We start from the raw sequence: 26,908 nt of genomic DNA, 5'->3' as shown, positions 1-26,908 counted from the left end.
TGCGACTATTCCTGGTACGGAATCGCGATCTATTCAGATTACAACTACTGTAATTTGTGGTGGGGTGACCTAGGATTACTTCATATTTACGGCAAAACATGCTGGCGAAAACAGGTTTAAAAGCTATAATTCGTCAACCATTTTAAGGTGGAAGAAATAATGATTAATTTGAAAGCAGTCATACCGGTAGCGGGTTTGGGCATGCATATGTTGCCCGCCACAAAGGCCATTCCTAAAGAGATGCTGCCGATCGTTGACAAGCCGATGATTCAGTACATCGTCGACGAGATTGTTGCTGCGGGGATCAAAGAAATCGTTCTGGTGACGCACTCTTCTAAGAATGCCGTTGAGAACCACTTCGACACCTCTTATGAACTCGAGGCGCTGCTTGAGCAGCGCGTTAAGCGCCAGCTTCTGGCAGAAGTTCAGTCTATCTGTCCTCCTGGCGTGACCATCATGAACGTGCGTCAGGCGCAGCCGCTGGGTCTGGGGCACTCAATCCTCTGCGCGCGCCCGGTGGTGGGTGATAACCCGTTCATCGTGGTTCTGCCGGACATCATTATTGATACCGCTTCCGCCGATCCGCTGCGTTACAACCTGGCGGCAATGGTGGCACGTTTCAATGAAACGGGCCGTAGCCAGGTGCTGGCGAAACGTATGAAGGGCGATCTCTCCGAGTATTCTGTTATTCAGACTAAAGAGCCACTGGAGACGGAAGGGCAGGTGAGCCGGATCGTTGAGTTTATCGAAAAACCCGATCAGCCGCAGACCCTGGACTCTGACCTGATGGCGGTAGGCCGTTATGTGCTGAACGCAGATATCTGGGCTGAGCTGGAAAAAACCGAGCCGGGCGCCTGGGATCGTATCCAGCTGACCGATGCGATTGCTGAGCTGGCGAAGAAGCAGTCGGTTGATGCCATGCTGATGACCGGCGACAGCTATGACTGCGGTAAGAAAATGGGGTATATGCAGGCCTTTGTGAACTATGGCCTGCGTAACCTGAAGGAAGGGGCGAAGTTCAGAAGCCGGATTGAGAAGCTGCTGGCTGAAGACTGATACTTCTTCGCAGCCTGAAAGACGTCATGCGCGGCAGCCATTATTTTAGTTATGTTGTTACATAACCAAAATGATGGCTGCCGCTTTTTATTATTAATTCTCATGATAACAGAGAGTTACCTGCTTCAAATCTGGGCTGATTTGTAACGATTTGTGCTTGTTTCCGAGTCCATTTAGGACGACAATTAATGCCTGTTTTTTGTCTGAAATCAGACTACAAATTCCTTCAATCAAACGTCGCTCAGTGCACTGGTAGCTGTCAAGCCAGGGGCGGTAGCGTGCTTTAAATCTCAGCCATTTGCATTTACAGTGATTTGTTACACGGACAATACGTACACTCACGGGACGTTTGGTTAGATATCAAACATATTAGGTGAAAACTCACAATGACGAAAAAAGTTTTGATTGTATTTGGAACGCGACCTGAAGCAATAAAAATGGCTCCTCTGGTTACTGAAATCAAAAATAACCCACAGCTCAATCTAAAGGTGTGCGTAACTGCACAACATAGAGAAATGTTAGATCAGGTACTGGACTTATTTGAAATTACTCCAGACTACGATCTGAATTTAATGAAAGCAGGGCAAACTCTTAATGATATCACCTCAGCTATTCTCCTCAATCTAAAACCTATTCTTCAGGAGTTCCAGCCTGACATTGTTCTCGTGCATGGCGATACAGCAACCACTTTTGCAGTAAGTTTAGCCGCATATTATGAGAAAGTCGCTATTGGCCATGTTGAAGCCGGTCTACGTACAGGGAACATATACTCCCCGTGGCCAGAAGAAGCAAATCGAAAACTAACTTCTGTATTAACTAATTATCATTTTGCACCGACAGAGTCTTCTAAAGCGAATCTAATCAATGAGGGCTATAATGAAGATAAAATAATTGTTACCGGAAATACAGTGATTGATGCATTGCATATAGCAAAAGATAAGATTGATAATAATACTGCTATGGCCAGTGAGCTAGAAGCGAGTTTCCCTTTCTTGTCTGTTAATAAAAAAATGATATTGGTTACTGGGCATCGCCGCGAGAGTTTTGGCCGGGGCTTTGAGAATATTTGTGAAGCATTAGCAATGCTGGCAAAGCAGCATAATGATGTTCAGATTGTCTATCCTGTCCATATGAATCCAAACGTTAGAGAGCCGGTTAATCGTATCCTTGCAGGTATCGATAATGTGCATCTTATTGAACCACAACAGTATTTGCCTTTTGTTTATTTAATGGACAAATCTTATCTGATATTAACGGATTCAGGCGGGATTCAGGAAGAAGCACCTTCCCTCGGCAAACCTGTTTTAGTGATGCGTGATACCACTGAAAGACCTGAAGCCGTTCAGGCGGGAACAGTTAAGCTTGTTGGTACAGATAAAGACCGTATTGTTAATGAAGTAAACAATCTTCTCGAGTCTGAGGCGGCTTATAACGCGATGAGTTTCGCTCATAATCCTTATGGCGATGGCACTTCATCAAAAGTTATTGTTAATACACTTACTTCCAAATAAATTATGAAAATTCTAATTACTGGCGGTGCTGGGTTTATTGGTTCAGCCGTTATTCGGCATATAATTAACAATACGGCTGATCAGGTTATCAATGTTGATAAATTGACCTATGCCGGCAACCTCGAATCGCTTACCTCCGTCAGCGATGATGAGCGATATGTTTTTGAACAAGTTGATATCTGCAATAAAGATGAGTTGGATCGCGTTTTCGAACAACATAAACCGGACGCGATTATGCATTTGGCCGCAGAGAGCCATGTTGACCGCTCAATCACCGGGCCAGCGGAATTTATCAATACCAACATTGTTGGTACGTATACTTTACTTGAATCAGCTCGAGCATATTGGTCAACCTTAGATAAACCAGCTCAGCAGAAATTCCGTTTCCATCATATTTCCACCGATGAGGTGTATGGCGATCTTCCACATCCAGATGAAATTTCAAAAGGAGAAGCATTACCGCTTTTCACTGAAGAAACGGCGTATATGCCAAGTAGTCCGTATTCTGCATCTAAAGCTGCAAGCGATCATTTAGTGCGAGCGTGGCTCCGAACATATGGGCTGCCAACAATTGTTACTAACTGTTCAAACAATTATGGGCCATATCATTTCCCTGAGAAATTAATCCCGTTGGTTATTCTGAACGCGCTCGAAGGGAAACCGTTGCCGGTTTATGGTAAAGGCGATCAAATACGTGACTGGCTATTTGTTGAGGATCATGCCCGCGCGCTCTATACCGTTGTTACCCAAGGAAAAGTAGGGGAGACTTACAATATCGGTGGGCATAACGAAAAGCAAAATATCGAAGTGATCCGCATTATCTGTAATTTGCTTAATGAAATGGTGCCTAAAGAAACGTCTTATGAAGAACAGATAACGTTTGTTAGCGATCGACCGGGGCATGATCGTCGCTATGCGATTGATGCACAAAAAATTAGTAGCGAGCTTGGCTGGACACCATTAGAAACTTTTGAAACAGGCATACGTAAAACGGTTCAATGGTATCTGAATAATCAAGAGTGGGTTGCGAATGTAAAAAGTGGTGCCTATAAGACCTGGATTGAAGAGAACTACGGAGATCGAAACGCTTGAACATTCTGCTATTCGGAAAGTCTGGTCAGGTCGGTTGGGAACTCCAGCGCGCACTGGCCCCTTTAGGTAAAGTTACGGCAGTTGATGTCCATTCAGCGGACTATTGTGGCGACTTTAGCAAACCTGAAGGGGTAGCCGAAACGGTTCGTAAGCTCAGACCAGATGTTATTGTAAACGCCGCTGCACATACAGCGGTTGATAAAGCTGAATCAGAACCTGAACTGGCACAACTCATTAATGCCACAGCCGTTGAAGCTATTGCGAGAGAAGCGGAAAAGATTGAAGCGTGGGTTGTTCATTATTCAACGGACTATGTATTTCCAGGTACAGGTGACAAACCCTGGTCTGAAAGTGATACGCCAGCCCCATTAAATGTTTACGGTGAAACGAAATTAGCGGGCGAATTAGCGGTTCAGAATTCATGCCGTAAATACCTCATTTTCCGGACAAGCTGGGTTTATGCCAGTAAAGGAAATAATTTTGCAGCGACGATGTTACGCCTTGCAAAAGAGCGCAAGGAAATGTCGGTCATTAACGATCAGTATGGTGCTCCGACAGGGGCTGAACTGTTAGCTGACTGCACCGCGCATGCTATCAAGTCAGTTATTACTCAACCTGAATTAGCTGGTGTATACCACCTTGTCGCATCAGGGACAACAACATGGTATGACTATGCTAAGTTGGTTTTTGAAGAGGCAAAGCGCTCAGGTATCGAACTTTCTTTGGAAACGCTGAATGGCGTACCGACAGAAGCCTGGCCGACTCCAGCCCGACGGCCACATAATTCACGTCTGGATACGTCAAAATTTCAGCAAAACTTCGCGCTGACATTACCTGACTGGGATACTGGGGTCAAACGCATGTTAGCAGAATTATTCTTAGCTCAACGAGCGTAACAAATTTGCTTCGCTCGAATGAGCAAACCATTTATGAGAAAAAGAATGACTACGCGTAAAGGAATTATTTTGGCAGGTGGATCCGGGACACGTCTTTACCCGGTGACAATGGCAGTAAGTAAGCAATTGCTTCCAATCTATGATAAGCCAATGATTTACTATCCATTAACAACATTAATGCTTGCTGGCATTAAAGATATTCTTATTATCAGCACGCCAATGGATACGCCACGCTTTGAACAATTGCTCGGCGATGGAAGTCAATGGGGATTATCATTGCAATATAAGGTTCAGCCAAGTCCAGATGGATTAGCACAAGCCTTTATAATCGGTGAAGAGTTTATTGGTGAAGACAATTGTGCACTTGTTTTAGGCGATAATATTTTCTACGGGCATGATTTGCCTAAAGAACTTGAGGCCGCCGTTAGCAATGAAAAGGGCGCTACCGTTTTTGCTTATCACGTAAATGATCCAGAGCGTTATGGTGTAGTTGAGTTTAATGAATCCGGTCTTGCTATTAGTCTTGAGGAAAAACCACTTGAGCCTAAAAGTAATTATGCGGTAACTGGATTGTATTTCTACGATAATGAAGTTGTAGAGATGGCAAAAAATCTCAAGCCTTCTGCGCGCGGTGAACTCGAAATTACAGATATTAACCGCTTGTATCTTGAAAGAGGAAACCTTTCTGTCGCCATGATGGGGCGCGGTTATGCATGGCTAGATACAGGTACGCATCAGAGTCTGATTGAAGCCAGCAACTTCATTGCGACAATAGAAGAACGTCAGGGCTTGAAAGTGGCATGTCCGGAAGAAATTGCATACCGCAAAGGCTTTATTGACGCAGAGCAGGTTAAAAAGTTGGCAGAACCGCTTAAAAAGAATGCTTACGGTCAGTATTTACTTAAATTAGTAAAGGATATTTGAGCGTGAAAGTAATTGAAACATCTATCTCTGATGTAAAAATTTTTGAGCCAACAGTTTTTGGCGACGAGCGAGGGTTCTTTTATGAAAGCTTTAGCCAAAAAATGTTCAACGAGGCGGTAGGACACCATGTCGATTTTGTACAGGATAATCATTCAAAATCTAGTGGAGGGGTTTTGAGAGGATTACATTATCAGATGCCTCCTTACGCACAAGCAAAGCTAGTACGCTGCATTGTTGGCGAGGTTTTTGACGTTGCGGTTGATGTACGCGAAGCCTCACCGTCTTTTGGTCAATGGGTCGGTGTTCATCTGTCAGCAACAAATAAACGTCAATTATGGATCCCTGAAGGCTTTGCCCATGGTTTCTTAACACTCAGTGAAAACGCAGAGTTCGTATATAAAACGACCAACTATTATCATAAAGAATCAGAAGCCGGTGTGATCTGGAATGATCCAGAATTAAATATTCTTTGGCCGCTGGGTGAATTGAATATTGCTCTATCTCAAAAGGATGAGGAATTACCAATTTTCGCATCTGCACGCTATTTCTGATATTAATAAATATGAACAAATCAATATTTGTTACTTTTGCTGGCGGTTTACTGTCAGCAATTTTAACTTTCATGGTGAATGTTGTTGCTGCAAAATATCTTGTTGTAGCCGAGTTTAACCAGCTAGCCGTATTCATTAATGCAACAGTCATCCTTAGTGCGATTTTTGAATTCGGTCTTTCATCTTCACTAATTGTAATTTATAAGAAAAAAGATAAACATCACTGTGAAATGCTAGCGAGTATGGCTATAGTTGGCATGATTGGTATATTTATACTTTTATTACCTGTTGTTTATTATTACTGGGGTATCAACAGCGTATTATGTGCTTTTGCCTCCTTGTTGATGACCGTTCATAAAGTCCTGAATATATTTAACCAAATTGATGAGGCTTGGGGACGTTATTCCTTTAATAATGTGCTAAGCAATGCTGTAAAATTAGGTTTTGTCACAACCGCTGTGATTGTCTATCCCACTAATGTTATTTATGCCTTGATGGGGCTTACCGTTGCCTATATCGTTTCTATTGTTTATATTATTAGTGGGCGATATATATCTTTGAGTTTTCCACATAAAAATTATTATTTTAAAGATGATTTACCAGTAATATTTAAGCTGTATTTGGTGACAGCTATCGTTGCATTATTGATGCGTGTAGACGTGATTATCATCGATGGAATGGGATTTAACGCAGCAAATTACTTTGTCGCAAGCACACTTTGTATGCTAATACCGTTACTTAACTCATCGGTGATGGCCGTGTTGGTAAAAGTTGGTATTCAAAATGTGCAAAAAAAACAAAAAATATTTTTCATCGCTTTTATCATATTAGGGTATCTCATATGTTCGAAGTGGGTGCTTTCATTATTATATGGTAACACCTACGAGTCAGCAGCAAATATCATGTATATTCTTACCATAGCTTTCTCTGTGGGTCTGTACTTTACTGACAAGGAAAGTGTTCTCTACCATCAGTCTAACAACCGATTACTTTATCTGAAGATCACCCAGTTACTGGTGATGATTGTTTCATCGTACCCTTTGATAACCTACCTCGGTGAAATCGGGATGGCATATGCTGTACTGCTGTCACGCTTGGTTGGCTGGCTATATCTTATTACGATCTGTGAAAATGAAAAAAAAATCTGAAATCACGTTATGGGGCTATTACGGCTTTAAAAATCTTGGCGATGACGTAATGCTTGATGTCTGCCTCCAGGCTATCAAACGTTCACGACGCTACGAAAATATTAATGTCTTCGGTAATTATGATAAAGAAAAAATTGAAGACGGTGTTACTTTTAAGCCATTGGCAGGGCTTAAAAATAAATTACGCTTTCTGTGTGCGTTAATGAGGTCTGAAAAACTTGTTTGGGGAGGGGGAACCTGCTTTTATAAAGATGAAAACACCGGTTACTCTGGTCTTATATTACTTTTTATTGTTACTCTTTTCTGTTTTATTACTGGAACGAAAAATTATTTTGTCGGGGTAGGAATTGGTCATTTGACCACAAACTGGGCAAAAATAATTGTTAATTTAATTCTTCAATTTTCAACATTTGTCGTTTTTCGTGATAATAAATCATATCAAAAAGCAATGCATGATTTTCGGTTAAAAAAATGTGAGTTGGGTGGAGATCTTGTCCTGTTAAATGGAATTTATGCCAATTCAGATCAATCACATGAAAATGAATCCTTTATTTCTGTTTCTGGTCATTACGCTTATGTTTTTGATGAGAAGTTGATCCACAATTATACAGTTGCAATTAATAATGTTATTGAACGCACAGGTATATCAAATATTTGTTTTGTTTCGATGCATCAACATGCAATAAATAACGATCATGAGTTTCATCGCGAACTATGTAAGCATCTACCTGATACTATTGAATTTCATTTTTGTAACGAAAATGAATCTGTACAAAAAATTGCTCTGTCTAAATACCATATAGGGATGAGATTGCATTCGATAGTTTTTGCCACATTGTATAAAGTTCCGCTAGTTGCCTTTACATATTCTCCCAAAATAAATGCTTTTTTAGAGCATATGTATTTTTCTCCATGTGTGTTCGATGGATCATCATTGGTTGATAATCTTGAATTAGAACAAATGACCTGCACTAATCTGAATATAACGAACATAACTGATGAGAAACAACGAGCTTTAAAAACGCTAACAGATGTGGTGACAGGCTAACATCACTGGAGAGGTCATGAGTCGAAATGAATTTGGCCGAATTTTATTCTGGTCACTAATGTCCTTCGCATGGATAACATTTTTTGCTGATAATATGGCAGGTATGCTAATTTCGATATTAGCATTTTTTATATTGATATATTATGGATTGTTTAAGAAAAAAAAGCTTATTGAAGTAAGTTTATTTTTACTTTTTTTGATCCCCGAATATCCCAGAGATATACTTTTTCTTTATGATTCATTAAGTTCAAACGAAATTTTCTATAATACAGTAAATACTGTAAAAATTGGTCCGCTGACATTATTTTATTGGGCAATCATAACGCTACCCGTGGCGATAGTTGTTTTCAATAAATTCAAACTTAGTAGAGCGTCCGGAATTGCAGTCTCTGCGGTAGTGCTTTTATTGGCATGGTTGGTATTCATTACAGTTATCAATGATCAACCTTTTGATTTATCCATCGCAATTACAAATGTAAAAATATACATAGTATTAATATGCGTATTTTTACTTCTTTCAAATTGGAAAGAACAAGAGCTTAAGGCACAGTTACAAAGTTTCTTAATATTTCTGCCTGTAATTATCGGGTTGCGAGTTATTTTATTTATTGCTTATGATTTTACTCTAGGCACTCCATCTTGGGATTATTTTACTCAGCCTTTAATTTCGGTAATAACGTTCATTCTTTTTTTACAGACTAAAGATAAAACTATTTTCGAAAGATCGATGGTTTATAGGATTCTATTCTATATCTCACTATTCTCTTTGAGTCGAGCATTAATTGGTATAGTTATCATAACCCTGTTTTTTTCTTTCTTATTATCGAAAAAAATAAAACTAAAATTTAAAGTTATGATGGAAATAATACCATTCTTTACTGTTCTATGTTTCGCAGTATTGGTTACCAATCCAAATTTATATAATTTCTTATTGTGGAAAGTTTCTGATCTGAATGTTTTTCAGGAAAACAAGGAGATGTCTGGTTCAGGAAAAGTCAGGCAGTATGAAGTTATTAATATACTTGATGGGAACGAGAGTTCTGAGATGAAGGTCCTCTTAGGCTATGGTCTCTCTGGCAGTTTCAATTTTGATAAATATCCGCTGCCAATTCTTGAGGCACTAGACAGTAAAAGTTTTTCTGAAAAGGAGCGACTAGGGAATAGATATTTCTTCCCTCACTCATTCATTGCAGCAAACTTGTTGCGTGGTGGTTTGCTCCTTCTGCTGTTGTATCTTTTTGTACATTTTGCGCTGTTTGTTTATTTCTTTAAGTCTAATGAATACTATTTATCAGTACTCTCAATATTTCTGATTTATAACTCTTATGTTCGTGTTGAATATGCATTGCTTTTGTCAATACTTATCACACTTGCTTTATTGAAGAATCAGGTAAGTACTATTCAAAATAATTCTGACAAGGCTACACATTCATGAATAAAGTTACGTTAATTTCAACTGTCTTCAATGAAGCTGCATCAATCAAGCGATTTTGTGATTCCATTCTTAATCAGACCGATATTCCTGATGAAATTGTCATTGTCGATGGAGGTTCCAGCGACAATACAGTTGAACTTATCAAAGAAGCTTTCTCTGGTCTGGCTGGTCAATGTGAGTTAAATGTTATTGTGGATCCTGAGTGTTGCAAAAAGTATTCGAAGGGGCCAATCGCTCGCGGTCGAAATGTGGCAATCCGCAATGCAAAATATAATCATATTTTAGTCACTGATGCAGGTTGTATTGTTGACAAAGACTGGGTTAAAAACATGAAGGCATGCTTCGATGAAGGGGCGGAGATTGTTTCTGGAACATACAAGGCTCGAGTAACAAACAAATTCCAGGAATACACAGCTGACATTTTTTGTCCAGCGCTACCACCAGATACGCCAGCTAAAAGCTTTTTACCAAGTTCTCGTTCACTGGGTTTTGAAAAACATATTTGGGAGCGCGCAGGGGGGTATCCGGAAGATTCTTATACGGCAGAAGATACCGTATTTATCTTGCGTGCTTTTGAACAAACTGATCGCATAATTATAGCCTATGACGCATTTGTTTATTGGGATCTTCCAGTTGATTTTAAGGAATTAAAATCTAAGCTAATCAACTATGGGATAGGGGATGGATATCACCGCCTTGATAAAAAGAAATATTTAGCTCGCTTCGTTGCGTTGATACTCTTCCCGATAACAATACCTGTTATGTTGCTGAAACATAAGAAATTAATCGCCTTGCCGATGTATTATTATATGTTGAGTGGATATATCAAAGGTCTGCAGCAGAATAAGTGAGATTATGAAAATGGATTATAATTATATCGTTCCTGTAATTATGGCTGGCGGTTCCGGCACCCGTTTATGGCCACTCTCCCGATCCACATATCCTAAACAATTTTTGAAACTGATTGGCGAAACGACGTTGTTGCAGGAGACAATAGCGCGTCTTGATGATATAGATCATGAAAGATCTATTATTATGAGTAATGAAGATTATCGTTTTATTGTAGCGGAACAACTTCGTACGATTAATTATAAAAAAGCAGAGATTATCCTTGAGCCTGAAGCAAAAAATACTGCACCAGCCATTGCTTTGTCAGCCTTTCATGCTTTAACTTATAATAAGCATGCGATATTAGTGGTCTTAGCTGCAGACCATCATATAGAAGATAAAGATAAGTTTACTGCTCTGGTAACAGAAGGTGTTAATGCTGCTGCAGAGGGCTATATTGTTACTTTTGGGGTTGTTCCAAATAAACCAGAAACCGGCTATGGTTATATCCGCTCTGGTGATGAGCTTGACAACAATTTATTTAAGATTGAGTCATTTGTTGAAAAGCCTTCTTTCGAAAAAGCTGAAGAATATCTTAAGAAAGGCAATTATTTTTGGAACAGTGGCATGTTTGTATGCAAAGCATCCACCTATTTAGACGAATTGAAAAAGTATGCTCCTGATATATTTTCTGCTTGCGAAAAATCATTACTAAATTCTCAAGCTGATATGGATTTTTTACGGGTCGATGCCGAAGCTTTTAGCTGTTCTCCAAAAAACTCAATTGACTATGCAGTGATGGAACATACCGAACGAAGTGCAGTTATTCCATTTTCTTCCCAATGGAGTGACGTGGGATCTTGGCTATCGCTTTGGGAAACATCACAAAAAGACAAATCGGGAAATGCGAAGATCGGTGACGCTATTTGTGTTGATAGTACGAATAACTATATGTATTCGTCAGATTCACTCGTGACATTAGTTGGTGTTGAAAATCTCGCAGTTGTGCAAACTCAGGATGCATTACTGGTTGCTTCTTTAGATAAAGTGCAGAACGTTAAAACGGTGGTAGAAGAGCTGAGTCGTTTAAAACGTAAAGAACATATTCTGCATAGTGAAGTATTTCGCCCATGGGGAAATATTCGTTGTATCACCCGAAGTAATAATTATATCGTAAACAAGATCGTTATTAATCCAGGGGCAGGCATCTCTCAGCAGTATCATCATCATCGGGCTGAGCACTGGATAGTTGTTAAAGGAACGGCATATGTAACAAAGGGAAAAGAAAATTTCTTTGTTACCGAAAATGAATCTACGTATATTCCTATTGGAATAATGCACAGCATTAAAAATAATGGTCGTATCCCTCTGGAAGTTATTGAAATTCAGTCTGGCTCATATCTCGAAGAAGACGATATTTACAGGGATTAATGGTTAAGGAAACTGCTCATGAATAATTTATCTACAAAGGATATTATAAATAACAGTACCATAATGTTTGGTACAAGCGGTGCGCGTGGCATGGTCGAAGCGTTTACTGATTTGGTTGTGCGCGCTTACGTTTCAAATTTCGTTACTGTAGTAAGCAAATCAAAAAAAACAGACGAAGTTTTCATTGCTATCGATAATCGTCCTAGTAGCTATGGTATAGCGTTGAGCTGTGCTAACGCCTTAAAAAATCTCGGCGTTAATTATCGTTTTTATGGTGTTATCCCGACACCTGCCTTAGCGTATCACTCGCTTAGTAAAGGTGTGCCAGCAATAATGGTAACTGGTAGCCACATTCCTTTCGATAGGAATGGGCTGAAGTTTTATACTTCAACTGGCGAAATCACTAAGCAGGATGAGCTTGATATTACGAATTGCGACATCCCGTTGAATGACTGCGAAAATGTTGAAACATTGACAATAGATGAATCTGCAAAAGAAAATTACATAGCAAGGTATACTCGTTTTTTCCCAGCTGATTGTCTGAAGGGACTCCGCATTGGAATTTACGAGCATTCGAGTTCTGGCCGAGATGTTTATCCAAGCATTTTTGAAAAACTCGGCGCTACAGTAATATCCTTAGGAAGAACTCAAGCATTTGTTCCCATTGATACTGAAGCCGTATCTGAGGAAGATAAGCAAAAAGCCCGCGACTGGAGAAATCAATTTAACCTTAATGCAATATTCTCAACGGACGGTGACGGCGACCGACCGCTTTTAACAGACGAAAATGGTGAGTGGTTGCGTGGTGATATTTTATGCATTCTAACCGCTATTGCCCTTGGTGTTAAAGCTGTTGCGACCCCCGTCTCATCCAATACTCTTTTGAATCAATGCTGCAAATTCGATGAAGTGTTGTACACTAAAATAGGTTCCCCTTATGTAATCGACGGCTTATCAACATTAATTTCTCGTCATGAGACTGTCGCTGGCTTCGAAGCAAATGGTGGATTTATTCTGGCGAGTGCAATCCGTCAGGGCGATAACTTTATTGGCCCGCTACCAACCCGAGATTCTGTGCTTCCTGCACTGGTAGTTTTAGCTGCCTATGCGAAGACCGGGATTAAGGCTGCATTAAACTTACTGCCGCAAAGATATACTTATTCTGATCGGATTCAGGCTTTTCCTTCTCACGAGTCAACACGTTTAATTTCCCTTGGTAAAGATAAGCCTGAAGAACTTCTGATTTATCTTGGTCTGAATGTTGGTTTAGATAAAGTTGATTATACCGATGGCGTCAGAATGACGCTAACAGACTCATCTATACTTCACCTTAGAGCTTCAGGCAATGCTCCTGAATTGAGAATTTATGCAGAAGCATCCGAAGAGAGTTCGGCTAAAGAGCTTGTGTTATCTTGCAAAGAAAAACTCAAACACCTCTCTTTAACCTGAATATCAGTAAGGAATAATTTTTATGATGAAAGTATTATTTATTTCCCGGCCAACATTATTCAGTGGTCCTGGTGGAGATACCATTCAGTTACTCAAAACGAAACAATATCTGGAAAAGATCGGTGTTTCGATTGATATTTTCGATGGCGGTGAAATAAATTTCGATAATTACGATTTGATTCATTTTTTCAATTTAAGGAATCCTCAGGACATTCTCCATTATGTCCGACAAGCTAAAGAGAAAAATAAACCCATGGTGCTTTCGACCATATGGGGGACTTATTATGAGTGCGATCAAAAATCGCGTGTCGGATTGCAGCGTTGGGTCGCAAATAATTTCCAGGAAAGCAAAGTCGAATATCTAAAAACGGCAATGCGTATTATAAAAAATAGGAATTTTCATTCAGGAACTATAGAATATCTGTTAAAAGGTCATATTAGAGCCCAGCGAGAGATTGCACGAGCTGTCGATGTGCTTCTCCCTAATAGTCCTACTGAGCTTGAACGTGTCCGTCACGATATGGGATTACCAGGCAAGGCTGGGGTTTCTGTGGCGAATGCCGTTGACTTAAATGTCTTTAATTTTGATGCTACAGAAGCCTCCAAATATCAACACCTTGAAGGTTGTCTACTTAGTGCCGCACGCATCGAAATTCGTAAGTGTCAGTTAGAACTTATTCGTGCATGTAAAGACCTCCCATACAAACTGGTATTAGTAGGTAAGCCTAGTCCTAATAGTTTAGGCTATTACGAACAATGTAAACGCGAGGCTGGTGATAACGTTATTTTTATCGAGCATGTCTCACAGGAAGAGCTTGCTGCATTATATAAAGTTGCTAAAGCTCATGCGTTAATTTCCTGGATGGAAACCCCAGGGCTTTCAACACTTGAAGCCGCAATGATGAACTGTAACGTGCTTGTGACGGATCGCGGCGATACTCAATATTATTTTGAAGATATGGCTGTGTATTGTGAGCCGGGTGAGGTGTCCTCTATACGTCAGGGGGTGATTGATGTTATGGAGAAGCCTTTTAATACGAAATTAAAAGAGCGTATCGTTTCTAATTTCACCTGGGCGCATACTGCTGAACAGACACTTGAAGGCTACAAACTGTCACTTCAATTACATAATAAATGAACAATCCTATGAAGAAAATTGCGGTAGTTGGCACTGTTGGGATCCCTGCATGTTATGGCGGTTTTGAATCTCTGGTGCAAAACCTGGTAGATTACCAAAGTGAAGATGTAACCTATACAGTTTTCTGTTCATCAAAGCACTATAAAAATAAACCAGCGCATTATAAAAATGCCCGACTTGAATATATTTCCCTAAAGGCGAATGGAGCCTCAAGTATCTTCTATGATATTTATAGCTTATTCCGTTGCCTCAAGGAAAAGCATGATGTTGTCCTGATTCTTGGGGTGTCGGGATGTGTCGTACTGCCAATATTTAGACTTTTTTCACATTCTAAAATAGTTACCAATATTGATGGTCTGGAGTGGCGACGAGAGAAGTGGGGACGTATGGCTAAATCCTTCCTAAAATTTTCTGAAAAGTTAGCTGTGTTCAGTTCTGATGTTGTTATTTCTGATAATCAGGCTATTGGTGATTATGTTAAGTCTGAATATAATAAGAATAATCAGGTTATTGCTTATGGCGGAGAACATGCGCTTATCAAGGGGCGAGTGGTTCCTGACCAGAAATCTGATTTTTATCTTTCGCTGTGCCGTATCGAGCCTGAAAATAACGTTTCTATGATTCTCGAATCCTTCGCCGGTACACCATATAAACTCAAATTCGTTGGTAACTGGAATAATAGTGAATATGGCCTCGCTTTAAAAAATAAGTACAGTAAATTTGATAATATCGAAATTATTGATCCTATATACGATATTTCGGTACTTTTCGATTTGCGAAGTCAGTGTAAAGGCTATGTTCACGGCCACAGCGCTGGCGGTACAAATCCATCCTTGGTTGAAGCGATGCAATTTGGTATGGATATTTTGGCTTTTGATTGTAATTTCAATCGCTACACGACTGAAGATAAAGCACATTATTTCTCTTCAAGCAATCATCTAAGAGAGATAATTGAAAATATAGAATCCTCTGTACTTCCACAGTCTGGAAAGGATATGGCAGAAATTGCTTACCGTCGATACCAGTGGTCAGAAATTACGCGTTTGTATGAACAGACCTACAATTAGCAACCCCAAAGACAAGTCACTCCCTTTTCGACAGTTAACAGGGCATGGTTAACAGCATCTTCCACTACCCATTTTTTCTGAACCTGAGTTAACATCAAAGATACATTCAAGCCACGTCTTTTTCGTGGCGACCACACCTGACAGGAGTATGTAATGTCCAAGCAACAGATCGGCGTTGTCGGTATGGCAGTGATGGGGCGCAACCTGGCGCTCAACATCGAAAGCCGTGGTTATACCGTCTCCGTTTTCAACCGCTCCCGTGATAAGACCGAAGAAGTCATCGCTGAGAATCCAGGCAAAAAACTGGTTCCTTTCTATACGGTTAAAGAGTTCGTTGAGTCTCTGGAAACACCTCGTCGTATCCTGTTAATGGTGAAAGCGGGCGCAGGTACCGACGCTGCTATCGATTCACTGAAACCGTATCTGGATAAAGGCGACATCATTATTGATGGCGGTAACACCTTCTTCCACGACACCATTCGACGTAACCGTGAACTGTCTGCTGAAGGCTTCAACTTCATTGGTACCGGCGTATCCGGCGGTGAAGAGGGCGCTCTGAAAGGTCCATCTATCATGCCTGGTGGACAGAAAGAAGCCTACGAACTGGTTGCGCCAATCCTGACCAAAATCGCAGCCGTCGCTGAAGACGGCGAGCCGTGCGTGACCTATATCGGTCCTGACGGTGCTGGTCATTATGTGAAAATGGTTCACAACGGCATCGAATACGGCGATATGCAGCTGATTGCTGAAGCCTACTCTCTGTTGAAAGGCGGCCTGAACCTCTCCAACGAGGAGCTCGCAGAGACCTTCACCGAGTGGAACAAAGGCGAGCTGAACAGCTACCTGATCGACATCACCAAAGATATCTTCACCAAGAAAGATGAAGAGGGTAAATACCTGGTTGATGTGATTCTGGATGAAGCCGCGAACAAAGGCACCGGTAAATGGACCAGCCAGAGCTCTCTGGATCTGGGTGAGCCATTGTCCCTGATTACCGAATCCGTCTTTGCACGTTATATCTCTTCTCTGAAAGAGCAGCGCGTTGCAGCATCTAAAGTGCTGTCTGGCCCGCAGGCTAAACCCGCTGGTGATAAAGCGGAGTTCGTTGAAAAAGTGCGCCGTGCGCTGTATCTGGGTAAAATCGTCTCTTACGCGCAGGGCTTCTCTCAGCTGCGCGCGGCATCTGACGAGAACAACTGGGATCTGAACTACGGTGAGATTGCGAAGATCTTCCGTGCCGGCTGTATCATTCGCGCTCAGTTCCTGCAAAAAATCACCGATGCCTATGCTGAGAATGCGGGTATCGCAAACCTTCTGCTGGCACCTTACTTCAAACAAATTGCTGACGAATATCAGCAGGCGCTGCGTGATGTTGTTGCGTACGCGGTGCAGAATGGTATCCCGGTTCCGACCTTCTCCGCTGCGGTGGCATATTACGACAGCTATCGTGCTGCCGTTCTGCCAGCGAACCTGATTCAGGCACAGCGTGACTACTTCGGTGCGCATACGTATAAACGTACCGATAAAGACGGTGTATTCCATACCGAATGGATGGAATAATTTAATCAACTGGCTGTGAACATAACCCGGAGAATTCTCCGGGTTTTTTTTATCCTGAAAATGCCGACTTTTTCGAAGAAGTCTGAATGTCAGCCCACTCATAGGGATTAATCCTGGTTTGCCTTGACAGTTCTGTCGGCCAGGAGGTACAAAGCCCAACAGTCAGGTTTATCGCGATGGTCAGGCGACCATTTGTACAGTTAACTCACAGAAGTCATTAGCGAATGAAAATAACAATCTCCGGAACAGGCTATGTTGGTCTCTCAAACGGTATTCTGATTGCACAAAACCATGAAGTGGTTGCGCTGGACATCGTGCAGGCCAAAGTGGATATGCTCAATCAGAAGAAATCGCCGATTGTAGATAAAGAGATTCAGGATTACCTTTCTAATAAGTCGCTTAATTTCCGCGCTACTACGGATAAAGAAGACGCCTACCGCGATGCGGATTTTGTCATCATTGCCACCCCAACAGACTACGATCCTAAAACCAACTACTTCAATACCTCTACCGTTGAAGCGGTGATCAAAGACGTTACGGCAATCAACCCTAACGCGGTGATGATCATCAAATCGACGATTCCAGTGGGCTTCACCAAATCGATTAAAGAAGAGTTGGGTATTGATAATGTCTTCTTCTCGCCGGAATTTCTCCGCGAGGGCAGGGCGTTATACGATAACCTCCACCCATCCCGTATCGTGATTGGTGAGCGTTCCGAGCGTGCAGAGCGTTTTGCTGCACTGCTTCAGGAAGGCGCAATCAAAAAAGATATTCCGGTGCTGTTCACCGATTCTACCGAGGCAGAGGCGATTAAGCTTTTCGCCAACACCTATCTGGCGATGCGCGTGGCTTACTTCAACGAGCTGGACAGCTATGCCGAGAGCCTGGGGCTGAACACCCGTCAGATCATCGAGGGCGTGTGTCTTGACCCGCGTATCGGTAACCATTACAACAACCCGTCCTTCGGTTACGGTGGTTACTGCCTGCCAAAAGATACCAAGCAACTGCTGGCTAACTATCAGGCGGTGCCGAACAACCTGATTTCCGCCATTGTGGATGCCAACCGCACGCGTAAAGACTTCATCTCGGATTCCATTCTGGCGCGTCAGCCGAAAGTGGTGGGCGTGTATCGCCTGATCATGAAGAGCGGTTCCGATAACTTCCGCGCTTCTTCCATTCAGGGGATCATGAAGCGTATTAAGGCGAAGGGCGTGCAGGTCATTATTTATGAACCGGCCATGCAGGAAGACGAGTTCTTCCACTCTCGCGTCATTCGCGATCTGGATGCATTCAAGAAAGAAGCGGATGTAATTATCTCCAACCGTATGGCGGAAGAGCTGGCGGACGTGAAAGATAAAGTCTATACCCGAGATTTGTTCGGCAGCGACTGATTAAAATCGTGATATAAAAAAACCCGGCACTCTGCCGGGTTTTTTGTTTTTAAACGTTATAGAAGTTGCGGTACCAGTCGACGAAGTTTTTCACGCCTTCTTTGACTGAGGTTTGTGGTTTAAACCCAATAACGTCATACAGCGCTTTGGTGTCCGCACTGGTCTCCAGCACGTCCCCCGGCTGGATCGGCATCATATTTTTCACCGCTTCTTTGCCCAGCGCCTCTTCAAGCGCGGTGATGTAATCCATCAGTTCGACAGGTGAACTGTTACCAATGTTATACACGCGATACGGGGCAGAACTGGTTGCTGGCGAACCGGTTTCGACCGTCCAGTCGGCATCTGCCTGAGGAATGACGTCCTGTAGGCGAATAATCGCCTCCGCAATATCATCGATATAGGTGAAGTCGCGCTTCATCTTGCCGTAGTTGTATACGTCGATGCTGTTGCCTTCAATCATGGCTTTGGTGAATTTGAACAGCGCCATGTCCGGGCGCCCCCACGGGCCATAGACGGTAAAGAAGCGCAGGCCAGTGGTCGGCAGGTTATACAGATGCGAATAGGTATGCGACATCAGCTCATTGGCTTTTTTGGTTGCGGCATACAGCGATACCGGATGATCTACGGAGTCGTCAGTAGAAAACGGCATCTTACGGTTGAGGCCGTACACAGAGCTGGATGACGCATACAGAAGATGCTGAACCTTATTGTGGCGACAGCCTTCCAGCACGTTCAGGTGACCTACCAGGTTTGCATCAGCGTAGGCATGCGGGTTTTCCAGCGAGTAACGGACACCCGCCTGTGCGGCAAGATGGATTACGCGGTCAAATTTCTCATTGGCGAAGAGCGCAGCCATGCCCTCGCGGTCCGCTAAGTCCAGCTTGTGGAAGGTGAAACTCTCGGATTTGAACAGTTCGAGGCGAGCGAGTTTGAGGTTAGGGTCATAGTAATCATTCAGATTATCAAGCCCAACAACTTCATGCCCTGCATCAAGCAGGCGCTTGCTGACATGAGAACCGATAAAGCCCGCCGCGCCCGTTACCAGAAATTTCATAGTTTCCCTCATTTTCAGTGTTCTTGTTGATGTCCCAGGACATCAGAATCCGACTATGATAGCGCGTCGCACTTCACTTACATAACTCATCTTTCCGATATAACTCATCGGATTCTTATAGAAAAATCGCCAGCAACAGATACACTAAGGAAACAAGATTATTTTTGCCCTTTTTCATCTGTTAGGGATTGTATGACGCAAAACAACAATAACCTGGTCACACGCAACAATGACCCGGAGCAAATTGATTTACTGGATTTGGTACTACAGCTGTGGCGTGGTAAGTGGCTAATTGGTGCTGTTATCGTTTTATTCATCGTACTTGCGGTTGGCTATCTGACTTTTGCCAAAGAAAAATGGACTTCATCCGCCATCATCGCACAGCCTGATGCGGCGCAAATTGCGACTTATTCGAATGCATTAAATATCCTTTATGGTTCTGCCGCACCTTCAATGCTGGACATACAGACCCGCGCTATTGGCCGTTTTAATTCTTCCTTTTCTGCTTTGTCTCAGGCTCTTGAAAATCAGGAAGTACCAGAGGAACTGAGCATTGAAGCAGCAGTTAAAGGGCAGTCACTGCCGCTCAGTGTGAGCTATACTGGAGAGTCGGCTGAGGCCGCCCAAAAGCAGTTAGCGCAATATATTCAACAGATTGATGAGCAAACGGCTAAAGAATTAACCGTTGACTTGAAAGATAACATTAAGCAACAGATCACTACCTTAAACGACTCGCTGGAAAACCAGGAGAAAGTAGCGCAGGAGCAAAAGGAACTGCGCATCAAGCAAATAATTGAAGCATTGAAGTTTGCTGAAGCGGCGAAGATTACTACCCCAAAAATCCAGCAAACTCAGGATGTTACTCAAGATACTTTATTCCTGCTCGGTACTGAGGCGTTGAGTTCGATGATTCAACATGAGTCTACCCGACCATTGGTCTTCTCAGGCGCTTACTACCAGACCAAACAAAACTTACTGGATATTCAGAACCTCAACGTTAACCCAGACACTATTCACGTCTATCGTTACGTCATGAAACCTAATCTGCCTATCCGTCGTGACAGCCCTAAAAAGGCCATCACCCTCATCCTTGCCGTTCTCCTCGGCGGGATCATCGGTTCTGCTGTCGTCCTTGGCCGTAACGCGCTGAGAAACTACAAGCCACGAGCCTGATTTACACACAAAAAAAGACCGGGTCTCCCCGGTCTTTTTTTATTTATGTCGTTTCCGCAAATTCCCAATCACCGTCGTTAAATCCAACTCCTGATCCTGGAGCAGCACCAGCAGGTGATACATCAAATCCGACGCTTCATTCGTCAGCTCCTCCCGATCATGCACAGTGGCCGCCAGCGCCGTTTCAACGCCTTCCTCACCCACCTTCTGCGCAATACGCTTGGTGCCGCTGGCGTACAGCTTTGCCGTGTACGAGCTCTCAGGATCCGCTGACTTACGCTCTGCCAGCAGTTGTTCCAGCTGATAGAGGAACAGCCACTGGTGGCTCGCCTCGCCGAAGCAGCTGCTGGTGCCTTTATGGCAGGTCGGCCCAATCGGGTTGACCAGCACCAGCAGGGTGTCGTTGTCGCAGTCTGGCGTAATGCTGACCACATTCAGGAAGTGACCCGAGGTTTCCCCTTTCGTCCACAGGCGCTGTTTGGTGCGCGAGAAAAACGTCACCTTGCCGCTGTCGAGCGTTTTTGCCAGTGCCTCCTGGTTCATGTATCCCAGCATCAGCACTTCGCCTGAAACGGCATGCTGTACAACCACCGGCAGTAATCCGTCAGTTTTTTCCCAGTCCAGCTGCGCCTGTTGTTGCTCTGTTAACATACCCTGATCTCCACGCCCTGGTCGGCCAGGTACGTTTTTAACTCACCAATATTGATAATCTGTTTGTGGAACACGGAAGCGGCCAGCGCGCCGTCTACGTTCGCATCGCGGAAGGCTTCAAGGAAGTGTTCCATGGTGCCTGCGCCGCCGGAGGCAATCAGCGGAACCTGGCAGACCGCGCGCACCTTTTTCAGCTGCTCGAGGTCGTAACCGTTGCGTACGCCGTCCTGGTTCATCATGTTCAGCACAATTTCACCCGCGCCGCGTTTTTGCACTTCCTGCACCCAGTCCAGCGTCTCCCATTGGGTGACGCGCGTGCGGCTTTCATCGCCGGTGTACTGGTTAACGTGATATTTGCCCGTCGCGGTATTAAACCAGGTGTCGATCCCCACGACAATGCACTGCACGCCAAAGCGGTCCGCCAGACGCGTAATCAGCTCCGGATCTGCAAGCGCAGGGGAGTTAATCGAAATTTTGTCCGCACCGAAAGAGAGAATTTTCGCCGCATCGTCAGCAGATTTAATCCCGCCCGCCACGCAGAAGGGAATATCAATCACCTCTGCCACGCGCGCCACCCAGCTTTTATCCACCACGCGGCCATCGCTGGAGGCTGTGATATCGTAAAATACCAGTTCGTCTGCGCCTTCTTCGGCATAGCGTTTTGCCAGTGGAACGATGTCGCCAATGATCTCGTGGTTGCGGAACTGCACGCCTTTTACAACCTGACCATCACGCACGTCCAGGCAGGGAATTATCCGTTTTGCCAGCATTGAATCGCCTCCTTCACCGTAAATTTGCCTTCCAGCAGCGCGCGACCCACGATCACGCCGCGTACACCGGTTCCGCGCAGAGCGGTGATATCCGCCAGGTCGCCGATACCGCCAGAGGACTGAAACGCCACCTGCGGATAACGCGCGCAAACCTCTTCATACAGCGAGACGTTAGAGCCTGCGAGCGTACCATCGCGTGAAATATCCGTGCACAGGACGTGCTTCAGCCCTACGGGGAGATACATCCCGACCAGCTCTTCCAGCGTTACGCCGGAGTTTTCCTGCCAGCCGCTGACCGCGACCTGCTTGTTACCCTGCGCGTCAATGCGCACATCCAGCGCCAGCACCAGCGCATCCGCACCGAAGCGGCGGAACCAGCCCTTGACACTCTCAGGATCTTTCACAGCGGTCGAACCCACTACCACGCGCGCCACGCCCGCGTCCAGTAAGGCGGCAACATCGGCTTCCGTACGCACGCCACCGCCCACCTGCACCGGGACGTCCACGCCAGCCACCAGTGTTTTAAGCAGCGGGATCTGGCGTTTGGCCGGATCTTTCGCGCCGGTCAGATCGACCAGGTGCAACACCTCAGCGCCCTCGGCGGCGTAAGCCTGTAACCGCGGCAGCGGGTCGTTGCCGTAGTCGCGCTGCTGCCCGTAATCGCCCTGGTGGAGACGAACAACCGTGCCGTCAATCAAATCTAAAGCGGGAATTATCATCACATCTCCAGGAAATTTTTCAGCAGTTGCGCACCGGCGGCGCCGGAGCGTTCCGGGTGAAACTGCACGCCGTAAAAGTTATCTTTCTGCACGGCGGCGGTGAACGCCTCGCCGTAATTGCACTGGGCGATGGTGTAGGCATTCACGGGCATGGCGTAGCTGTGAACAAAATAGAAGTACGCGCCGTCTTCAATACCCTGGAACAGCCTGTTGCCCGCCTTCGGATAAACGCGGTTCCAGCCCATGTGCGGCAGCGGCAGGCCGTGGTCGGTCATTTTCGGCACGTCTTCTTCAATAATGTCCAGCAGATCAACGCCGTTGCTCTCTTCGCTGCGGCGGCCAAGCAGCTGCATGCCGAGGCAAATGCCCAGCACCGGTTGAGTACAGGCTTTGATGAGATCCACCAGCTCGCGCTCATGGATCTGATCCATCGCCGCCTGGGCGGTGCCAACGCCCGGCAGAAAGAGTTTATCCGCGCGCAGCACCACGTCCGGGTCGCGGCTCACCACCGGCTCGTAGCCGTGGCGCATAATCGCCGACTGTACGGAGTTCAGATTGGCGCATCCGGTGTCCAGAATCACCACGTTCATTACAGCACTCCTTTCGACGAGGGCAGGGCGTCACCTTCCACGCGGATCGCCTGGCGCAGGGTACGGCCAAAGGCTTTGAACAGGCTCTCGACGCGGTGGTGATCGTTTTTGCCTTTGGTTTTCAGGTGCAGCGTCAGGCCCATGGTGTAAGAAAGCGAGCGGAAGAAGTGTTCCACCATCTCGGTGCTGAGATCGCCCACGCGCTGGTAGGTAAAGTCGGCTTTGTATTCAAGGTGCGGACGCCCGGAGATATCCATCGCGCAGCGCGCCAGGCACTCGTCCATCGGCAGAACAAAGCCGAAGCGGTTGATACCGCGCTTGTCGCCGAGCGCCAGCTTCAGGGCTTCGCCCAGCGCCAGGCCGGTATCTTCCACGGTGTGGTGATCGTCGATATACAGGTCGCCCTTAACGGTGATCTCCATGCGGAAGCCGCCGTGAGTGGCGATTTGATCCAGCATGTGGTCAAAGAAACCGACGCCGGTGTGGATCTTGCTGCCGCCTTCGCGGTCGAGCCAGACCTTCACGTCGATCTGCGTCTCTTTGGTGTTGCGTTCAACGTGGGAATAGCGGTCGCGTCGGGTGAGCTGCTCGCCAATCATCGCCCAGTTTAGCGTGTCGCGGTTATAGCGCAGGCCCGCAATGCCCATGTTGTCCGCCAGCGTGATATCCGTGACGCGATCGCCGATCACATAGCTGTTGCCTTTATCCAGCGCCTCTTCCGCCAGATAACGTTCAACCAGCTTCACTTTTGGCTTGCGGCAGTCGCACTCGTCGGCAGGCATATGCGGGCAGATCAGCACTTCGTCGAAGGCGATGCCCTGCGAGGTCAGCACCTGCATCATCAGGTTGTGCGGGCCGTCAAAGTCTACCTGCGGGAAGCTGTCGGTGCCCAGACCGTCCTGGTTGGTGATCATCACCAGCTTATAGCCTGCTTTCTGAAGCTTCAGCAGCACCGGGATCACATCGGGTTCAAAGGCCAGCTTGTCGAAACGATCGACCTGAAAATCGCTGGGTGGCTCCGAGATGATGGTGCCGTCACGATCGATAAAGAGATACTTCTGACTCATACTTTCTCCGCTTTCAGGGCGTCAATCACGCGCTGGCTCTCTGCACGGGTGCCGACGGTAATACGCAGGCAGCCGCTCAGGGTAGGTTGTTTATTCTGGTCTCGTAAGATAATGCCCTGATCCCACAACGATTTAAATATCGCGCTTGAGGCGGTGAAGCGCACCAGGATGTAGTTGGTTTCCGAGTCGAACACCTGCTCCACGCACGGAATCGTTTTAAGGGCATCGACAAGATACTGACGCTCTTCCAGGATCTGCGCCACACGCTCGCGCATCGCGCTGATGCCCTGCGGAGTCAGCGCCTGTGCCGCAATATCGGCAACCGGCGTTGAGAGCGGATACGGGGCGATGACTTTCAGCAGCAGGTCGATAACCGCTTTATTCGCCAGCGTAAATCCGCAGCGAAGGCCGGCGAGGGCGAAGGCTTTGGAAAGGGTACGAAGCACAACGAGATGCGGATACTCTTCAAGCCAGCCTGCCAGCGTCGCCTGCGGGCAGAACTCAATGTAGGCTTCGTCGGCCACGACCAGCGCTTTGCCGCGCGTCATTTCCAGCAGAGAACGGATATCCTGCGGATTGATAATCTGCCCGGTCGGGTTGTTCGGGCTACAGACAAACACCACCTTCACGCCGTCGAGGTTATCGGCAATGCCCTGCAAATCCAGCTGCCAGTTGTCCAGCGCCTGCACGTTGCGGCAGGCCACGCCAAAGGTTTCGGCGCTGACGCTGTACATCCCATAAGTGGGCTGGCAGTACATCACCGCGTCTTTACCCGGCTCGCAGAAGGCGCGGATCAGCAGTTCAATCCCTTCATCCGCCCCGCGGCTGACCAGCACCTGCTCAGGCTTCACGCCTGCATACTGGGCATAGTTCTCGATCACCGCTTTCGGCTGACACTCCGGGTAGCGGTTCAGCGTCTGCTGCGAGAGCTCAAAGGCCACCGCCGTGGGATATTCATTGGCATTCAGCCAGACGTCGCCGTTCCCGCCCAGACGACGCGCAGACTGATAGGGCGTCAGGCGACGGACATTTTCGCGGGCTAATTCTTCGATGTTCATGCTTGCTCCTTCAGGGCGGCAACGCGCAGCGTCACGGCATTTTTGTGGGCAGTCAGGCGCTCGGCGGCGGCCAGGGTTTCAATGGTCGACGCCAGCGAGGCAAATCCCTCGCGGGAGAGTTCCTGCACGGTCATGCGCTTCTGGAAATCCGCCAGCCCCAGGCTGGAGCAGGTTGAGGTATAGCCATACGTAGGCAGCACGTGGTTGGTGCCGGAGGCGTAATCCCCGGCGGATTCCGGTGACCAGTCCCCGAGGAACACCGAGCCTGCGCTGGTTATGCTGTCGACCAGTTCGCGCGCGTTGCGGGTCTGAATAATCAGGTGCTCAGGACCGTACTGGTTGGAGATGGCGATGCACTGGTCAAGATCGCGGGCCACAATCAGGCGGCTGGCGGATAGCGCCTGACGCGCCGTTTCCGCACGCGGCAGGTCAGCCAGCTGACGCTCAACGGCGTCGCCCACGCGTTTTGCCATGTCGGCATCTGGCGTCAGTAAAATCACCTGCGAGTCAGGGCCGTGCTCGGCCTGCGAGAGCAGGTCAGAGGCCACGAAATCCGGTGTAGCGCCGCTGTCGGCAATCACCAGCACTTCAGACGGACCGGCAGGCATATCAATCGCCGCGCCGTCCAGACGCTGGCTGACCTGGCGCTTCGCTTCGGTCACGTAGGCATTGCCCGGGCCAAAGATTTTGTCGACCTTCGGAATGGATCCCGTCCCGAACGCCAGGGCGGAAATCGCCTGCGCACCGCCCACTTTATAGATCGCCTGCACGCCGCACAGCTTCGCCGCATACAGGATCTCGTCGGCGATCGGTGGCGGAGAGCAGAGCACCACCTTCTGACAACCGGCAATACGTGCCGGGGTGGCCAGCATCAGGACGGTCGAAAACAGCGGGGCAGAGCCGCCGGGAATATAGAGGCCAACGGACGCCACCGGGCGTGTCACCTGCTGGCAGCGTACGCCGGGCAGGGTTTCCACATCCACCGCCTGCAATTTCTGCGCGGTGTGGAAGGTATCAATATTTTTCACCGCGACGGCCATCGCCTGTTTGATGTCATCACCCAGACGATTGCTGGCATCAATGATTTCCTGCTCGGTAACCTGTAACGCGTCGACCTCAGTTTTATCAAACTTCGCGCTGTACTCGCGCAGCGCGTCGTCCCCGCGGGCTTTGACGTTATCAAGGATCTCCGCCACGGTGCGGGTGATGCTCTCCGAGGCGGAAATTGCCGGGCGCATCAGCAGCTCGCGCTGTTGCGCGTCGCTACAGGTATTCCAGTCGATGATTGTGTTAAAGCTCAT

At 46.1% G+C, this 26,908-nt stretch carries 25 protein-coding genes; 17 read left to right on the top strand and 8 right to left on the bottom strand.

Annotation, left to right across the window (positions count from 1 at the left end; translation table 11 throughout):
- Positions 1 to 159: 159 nt before the first annotated feature.
- From galF to ugd, 16 genes are all read left to right on the top strand, one after another.
- The gene (gene galF, locus FZF21_RS13860; protein ID WP_047738844.1) at positions 160 to 1,056 is read left to right on the top strand and encodes a GalU regulator GalF; all 897 of its coding nucleotides are present in this window, start codon (positions 160 to 162) and stop codon (positions 1,054 to 1,056) included.
- Positions 1,057 to 1,442: 386 nt separating this feature from the next.
- Complete coding sequence (gene wecB, locus FZF21_RS13855; protein WP_047354495.1) at positions 1,443 to 2,567, top strand: UDP-N-acetylglucosamine 2-epimerase (non-hydrolyzing); 1,125 nt, start codon at positions 1,443 to 1,445, stop codon at positions 2,565 to 2,567.
- Between the two features lie 3 nt (positions 2,568 to 2,570).
- The gene (rfbB, locus tag FZF21_RS13850) at positions 2,571 to 3,659 is read left to right on the top strand and encodes a dTDP-glucose 4,6-dehydratase (protein ID WP_047354496.1); all 1,089 of its coding nucleotides are present in this window, start codon (positions 2,571 to 2,573) and stop codon (positions 3,657 to 3,659) included.
- Positions 3,656 to 4,555 (top strand): dTDP-4-dehydrorhamnose reductase, encoded by a 900-nt coding sequence (gene rfbD, locus FZF21_RS13845; RefSeq protein ID WP_047354497.1) that lies wholly within the window; start codon positions 3,656 to 3,658, stop codon positions 4,553 to 4,555. Before rfbB ends, rfbD begins: the two co-directional genes overlap by 4 nt.
- Positions 4,556 to 4,600: 45 nt before the next feature.
- Entirely contained in the window at positions 4,601 to 5,479 is an 879-nt protein-coding gene (gene rfbA / locus FZF21_RS13840; protein ID WP_048210193.1) for a glucose-1-phosphate thymidylyltransferase RfbA, read from the top strand.
- Between the two features lie 2 nt (positions 5,480 to 5,481).
- Positions 5,482 to 6,030: a dTDP-4-dehydrorhamnose 3,5-epimerase gene (rfbC, locus tag FZF21_RS13835; RefSeq protein ID WP_047738840.1), complete on the top strand. Its 549-nt coding sequence runs from the start codon at positions 5,482 to 5,484 to the stop codon at positions 6,028 to 6,030.
- Between the two features lie 11 nt (positions 6,031 to 6,041).
- Positions 6,042 to 7,178, top strand: a complete 1,137-nt coding sequence (locus tag FZF21_RS13830) for an oligosaccharide flippase family protein (protein WP_149121281.1) — start codon at positions 6,042 to 6,044, stop codon at positions 7,176 to 7,178.
- Positions 7,162 to 8,226: a polysaccharide pyruvyl transferase family protein gene (locus tag FZF21_RS13825; RefSeq protein WP_072059665.1), complete on the top strand. Its 1,065-nt coding sequence runs from the start codon at positions 7,162 to 7,164 to the stop codon at positions 8,224 to 8,226. The genes FZF21_RS13830 and FZF21_RS13825 overlap by 17 nt, the downstream gene beginning before the upstream one ends.
- A gap of 16 nt (positions 8,227 to 8,242) precedes the next feature.
- Positions 8,243 to 9,661 (top strand): hypothetical protein, encoded by a 1,419-nt coding sequence (locus FZF21_RS13820; RefSeq protein ID WP_047738837.1) that lies wholly within the window; start codon positions 8,243 to 8,245, stop codon positions 9,659 to 9,661.
- Complete coding sequence (locus FZF21_RS13815; protein WP_047738835.1) at positions 9,658 to 10,512, top strand: glycosyltransferase; 855 nt, start codon at positions 9,658 to 9,660, stop codon at positions 10,510 to 10,512. Before FZF21_RS13820 ends, FZF21_RS13815 begins: the two co-directional genes overlap by 4 nt.
- A gap of 10 nt (positions 10,513 to 10,522) precedes the next feature.
- The gene (locus FZF21_RS13810; RefSeq protein WP_047738880.1) at positions 10,523 to 11,920 is read left to right on the top strand and encodes a mannose-1-phosphate guanylyltransferase/mannose-6-phosphate isomerase; all 1,398 of its coding nucleotides are present in this window, start codon (positions 10,523 to 10,525) and stop codon (positions 11,918 to 11,920) included.
- An 18-nt stretch (positions 11,921 to 11,938) separates the two neighbouring features.
- A complete protein-coding gene (locus tag FZF21_RS13805) occupies positions 11,939 to 13,369 on the top strand; it encodes a phosphomannomutase (RefSeq protein ID WP_047738833.1) in 1,431 nt (476 codons plus the stop codon).
- Between the two features lie 22 nt (positions 13,370 to 13,391).
- On the top strand, positions 13,392 to 14,507 hold the full coding sequence (locus FZF21_RS13800; RefSeq protein WP_208971015.1) for a glycosyltransferase family 4 protein: 1,116 nt from the start codon (positions 13,392 to 13,394) through the stop codon (positions 14,505 to 14,507).
- An 8-nt stretch (positions 14,508 to 14,515) separates the two neighbouring features.
- Complete coding sequence (locus FZF21_RS13795; protein WP_047354504.1) at positions 14,516 to 15,574, top strand: DUF1972 domain-containing protein; 1,059 nt, start codon at positions 14,516 to 14,518, stop codon at positions 15,572 to 15,574.
- A gap of 153 nt (positions 15,575 to 15,727) precedes the next feature.
- Positions 15,728 to 17,134 (top strand): NADP-dependent phosphogluconate dehydrogenase, encoded by a 1,407-nt coding sequence (gene gndA, locus FZF21_RS13790; protein WP_047738831.1) that lies wholly within the window; start codon positions 15,728 to 15,730, stop codon positions 17,132 to 17,134.
- A 224-nt stretch (positions 17,135 to 17,358) separates the two neighbouring features.
- Positions 17,359 to 18,525 carry a UDP-glucose 6-dehydrogenase gene (gene ugd / locus FZF21_RS13785; RefSeq protein WP_045343191.1) on the top strand — a complete coding sequence of 389 codons (1,167 nt, stop codon included), beginning with the start codon at positions 17,359 to 17,361 and terminating at the stop codon, positions 18,523 to 18,525.
- Between the two features lie 49 nt (positions 18,526 to 18,574).
- On the opposite strand, the gene FZF21_RS13780 is transcribed toward ugd, so the two are convergent.
- Complete coding sequence (locus FZF21_RS13780) at positions 18,575 to 19,579, bottom strand: NAD-dependent epimerase (RefSeq protein WP_047738828.1); 1,005 nt, start codon at positions 19,577 to 19,579, stop codon at positions 18,575 to 18,577.
- Positions 19,580 to 19,771: 192 nt separating this feature from the next.
- On the opposite strand from FZF21_RS13780, the gene wzzB reads away from it, so the two are divergent.
- Entirely contained in the window at positions 19,772 to 20,752 is a 981-nt protein-coding gene (gene wzzB / locus FZF21_RS13775; protein WP_047738827.1) for an LPS O-antigen chain length determinant protein WzzB, read from the top strand.
- A 39-nt stretch (positions 20,753 to 20,791) separates the two neighbouring features.
- Here the strand turns inward: wzzB and hisIE are convergent, their stop codons facing one another.
- The 7 genes from hisIE to hisD are packed head-to-tail and all read right to left on the bottom strand — an operon-like array spanning position 20,792 to position 26,908.
- Positions 20,792 to 21,403, bottom strand: coding sequence for a bifunctional phosphoribosyl-AMP cyclohydrolase/phosphoribosyl-ATP diphosphatase HisIE (gene hisIE / locus FZF21_RS13770; protein ID WP_047738825.1), 612 nt, complete (start codon positions 21,401 to 21,403; stop codon positions 20,792 to 20,794).
- Entirely contained in the window at positions 21,397 to 22,173 is a 777-nt protein-coding gene (hisF, locus tag FZF21_RS13765) for an imidazole glycerol phosphate synthase subunit HisF (protein WP_047062981.1), read from the bottom strand. The genes hisIE and hisF overlap by 7 nt, the downstream gene beginning before the upstream one ends.
- A complete protein-coding gene (gene hisA, locus FZF21_RS13760) occupies positions 22,155 to 22,892 on the bottom strand; it encodes a 1-(5-phosphoribosyl)-5-[(5-phosphoribosylamino)methylideneamino]imidazole-4-carboxamide isomerase (RefSeq protein WP_033487305.1) in 738 nt (245 codons plus the stop codon). Before hisA ends, hisF begins: the two co-directional genes overlap by 19 nt.
- A complete protein-coding gene (gene hisH, locus FZF21_RS13755) occupies positions 22,892 to 23,482 on the bottom strand; it encodes an imidazole glycerol phosphate synthase subunit HisH (RefSeq protein ID WP_063946288.1) in 591 nt (196 codons plus the stop codon). Before hisH ends, hisA begins: the two co-directional genes overlap by 1 nt.
- A complete protein-coding gene (hisB, locus tag FZF21_RS13750; protein WP_015572397.1) occupies positions 23,482 to 24,549 on the bottom strand; it encodes a bifunctional histidinol-phosphatase/imidazoleglycerol-phosphate dehydratase HisB in 1,068 nt (355 codons plus the stop codon). The genes hisH and hisB overlap by 1 nt, the downstream gene beginning before the upstream one ends.
- Positions 24,546 to 25,607, bottom strand: a complete 1,062-nt coding sequence (gene hisC, locus FZF21_RS13745; protein ID WP_149121282.1) for a histidinol-phosphate transaminase — start codon at positions 25,605 to 25,607, stop codon at positions 24,546 to 24,548. The genes hisB and hisC overlap by 4 nt, the downstream gene beginning before the upstream one ends.
- Positions 25,604 to 26,908 (bottom strand): histidinol dehydrogenase, encoded by a 1,305-nt coding sequence (hisD, locus tag FZF21_RS13740; protein WP_017693108.1) that lies wholly within the window; start codon positions 26,906 to 26,908, stop codon positions 25,604 to 25,606. The genes hisC and hisD overlap by 4 nt, the downstream gene beginning before the upstream one ends.

The sequence above is a fragment of the Enterobacter sp. LU1 genome, assembly GCF_008271405.2.
GTDB classification, from domain to species: domain Bacteria; phylum Pseudomonadota; class Gammaproteobacteria; order Enterobacterales; family Enterobacteriaceae; genus Enterobacter; species Enterobacter hormaechei_C.
Note: the sequence above shows the minus strand (reverse complement) of the source record. Positions and strands in the feature narration are given on the sequence as shown.

Bases quoted from the DNA above. Each gene is read 5' to 3' on its own strand.
- galF (WP_047738844.1), top strand. From the start codon at position 160: ATGATTAATTTGAAAGCAGTCATACCGGTAGCGGGTTTGGGCATGCAT.
- wecB (WP_047354495.1), top strand. From the start codon at position 1,443: ATGACGAAAAAAGTTTTGATTGTATTTGGAACGCGACCTGAAGCAATA.
- rfbB (WP_047354496.1), top strand. From the start codon at position 2,571: ATGAAAATTCTAATTACTGGCGGTGCTGGGTTTATTGGTTCAGCCGTT.
- rfbA (WP_048210193.1), top strand. From the start codon at position 4,601: ATGACTACGCGTAAAGGAATTATTTTGGCAGGTGGATCCGGGACACGT.
- FZF21_RS13830 (WP_149121281.1), top strand. From the start codon at position 6,042: ATGAACAAATCAATATTTGTTACTTTTGCTGGCGGTTTACTGTCAGCA.
- FZF21_RS13825 (WP_072059665.1), top strand. From the start codon at position 7,162: ATGAAAAAAAAATCTGAAATCACGTTATGGGGCTATTACGGCTTTAAA.
- FZF21_RS13820 (WP_047738837.1), top strand. From the start codon at position 8,243: ATGAGTCGAAATGAATTTGGCCGAATTTTATTCTGGTCACTAATGTCC.
- FZF21_RS13815 (WP_047738835.1), top strand. From the start codon at position 9,658: ATGAATAAAGTTACGTTAATTTCAACTGTCTTCAATGAAGCTGCATCA.
- FZF21_RS13810 (WP_047738880.1), top strand. From the start codon at position 10,523: ATGGATTATAATTATATCGTTCCTGTAATTATGGCTGGCGGTTCCGGC.
- FZF21_RS13805 (WP_047738833.1), top strand. From the start codon at position 11,939: ATGAATAATTTATCTACAAAGGATATTATAAATAACAGTACCATAATG.
- FZF21_RS13800 (WP_208971015.1), top strand. From the start codon at position 13,392: ATGATGAAAGTATTATTTATTTCCCGGCCAACATTATTCAGTGGTCCT.
- FZF21_RS13795 (WP_047354504.1), top strand. From the start codon at position 14,516: ATGAAGAAAATTGCGGTAGTTGGCACTGTTGGGATCCCTGCATGTTAT.
- gndA (WP_047738831.1), top strand. From the start codon at position 15,728: ATGTCCAAGCAACAGATCGGCGTTGTCGGTATGGCAGTGATGGGGCGC.
- ugd (WP_045343191.1), top strand. From the start codon at position 17,359: ATGAAAATAACAATCTCCGGAACAGGCTATGTTGGTCTCTCAAACGGT.
- FZF21_RS13780 (WP_047738828.1), bottom strand. From the start codon at position 19,579: ATGAAATTTCTGGTAACGGGCGCGGCGGGCTTTATCGGTTCTCATGTC.
- wzzB (WP_047738827.1), top strand. From the start codon at position 19,772: ATGACGCAAAACAACAATAACCTGGTCACACGCAACAATGACCCGGAG.
- hisIE (WP_047738825.1), bottom strand. From the start codon at position 21,403: ATGTTAACAGAGCAACAACAGGCGCAGCTGGACTGGGAAAAAACTGAC.
- hisF (WP_047062981.1), bottom strand. From the start codon at position 22,173: ATGCTGGCAAAACGGATAATTCCCTGCCTGGACGTGCGTGATGGTCAG.
- hisA (WP_033487305.1), bottom strand. From the start codon at position 22,892: ATGATAATTCCCGCTTTAGATTTGATTGACGGCACGGTTGTTCGTCTC.
- hisH (WP_063946288.1), bottom strand. From the start codon at position 23,482: ATGAACGTGGTGATTCTGGACACCGGATGCGCCAATCTGAACTCCGTA.
- hisB (WP_015572397.1), bottom strand. From the start codon at position 24,549: ATGAGTCAGAAGTATCTCTTTATCGATCGTGACGGCACCATCATCTCG.
- hisC (WP_149121282.1), bottom strand. From the start codon at position 25,607: ATGAACATCGAAGAATTAGCCCGCGAAAATGTCCGTCGCCTGACGCCC.
- hisD (WP_017693108.1), bottom strand. From the start codon at position 26,908: ATGAGCTTTAACACAATCATCGACTGGAATACCTGTAGCGACGCGCAA.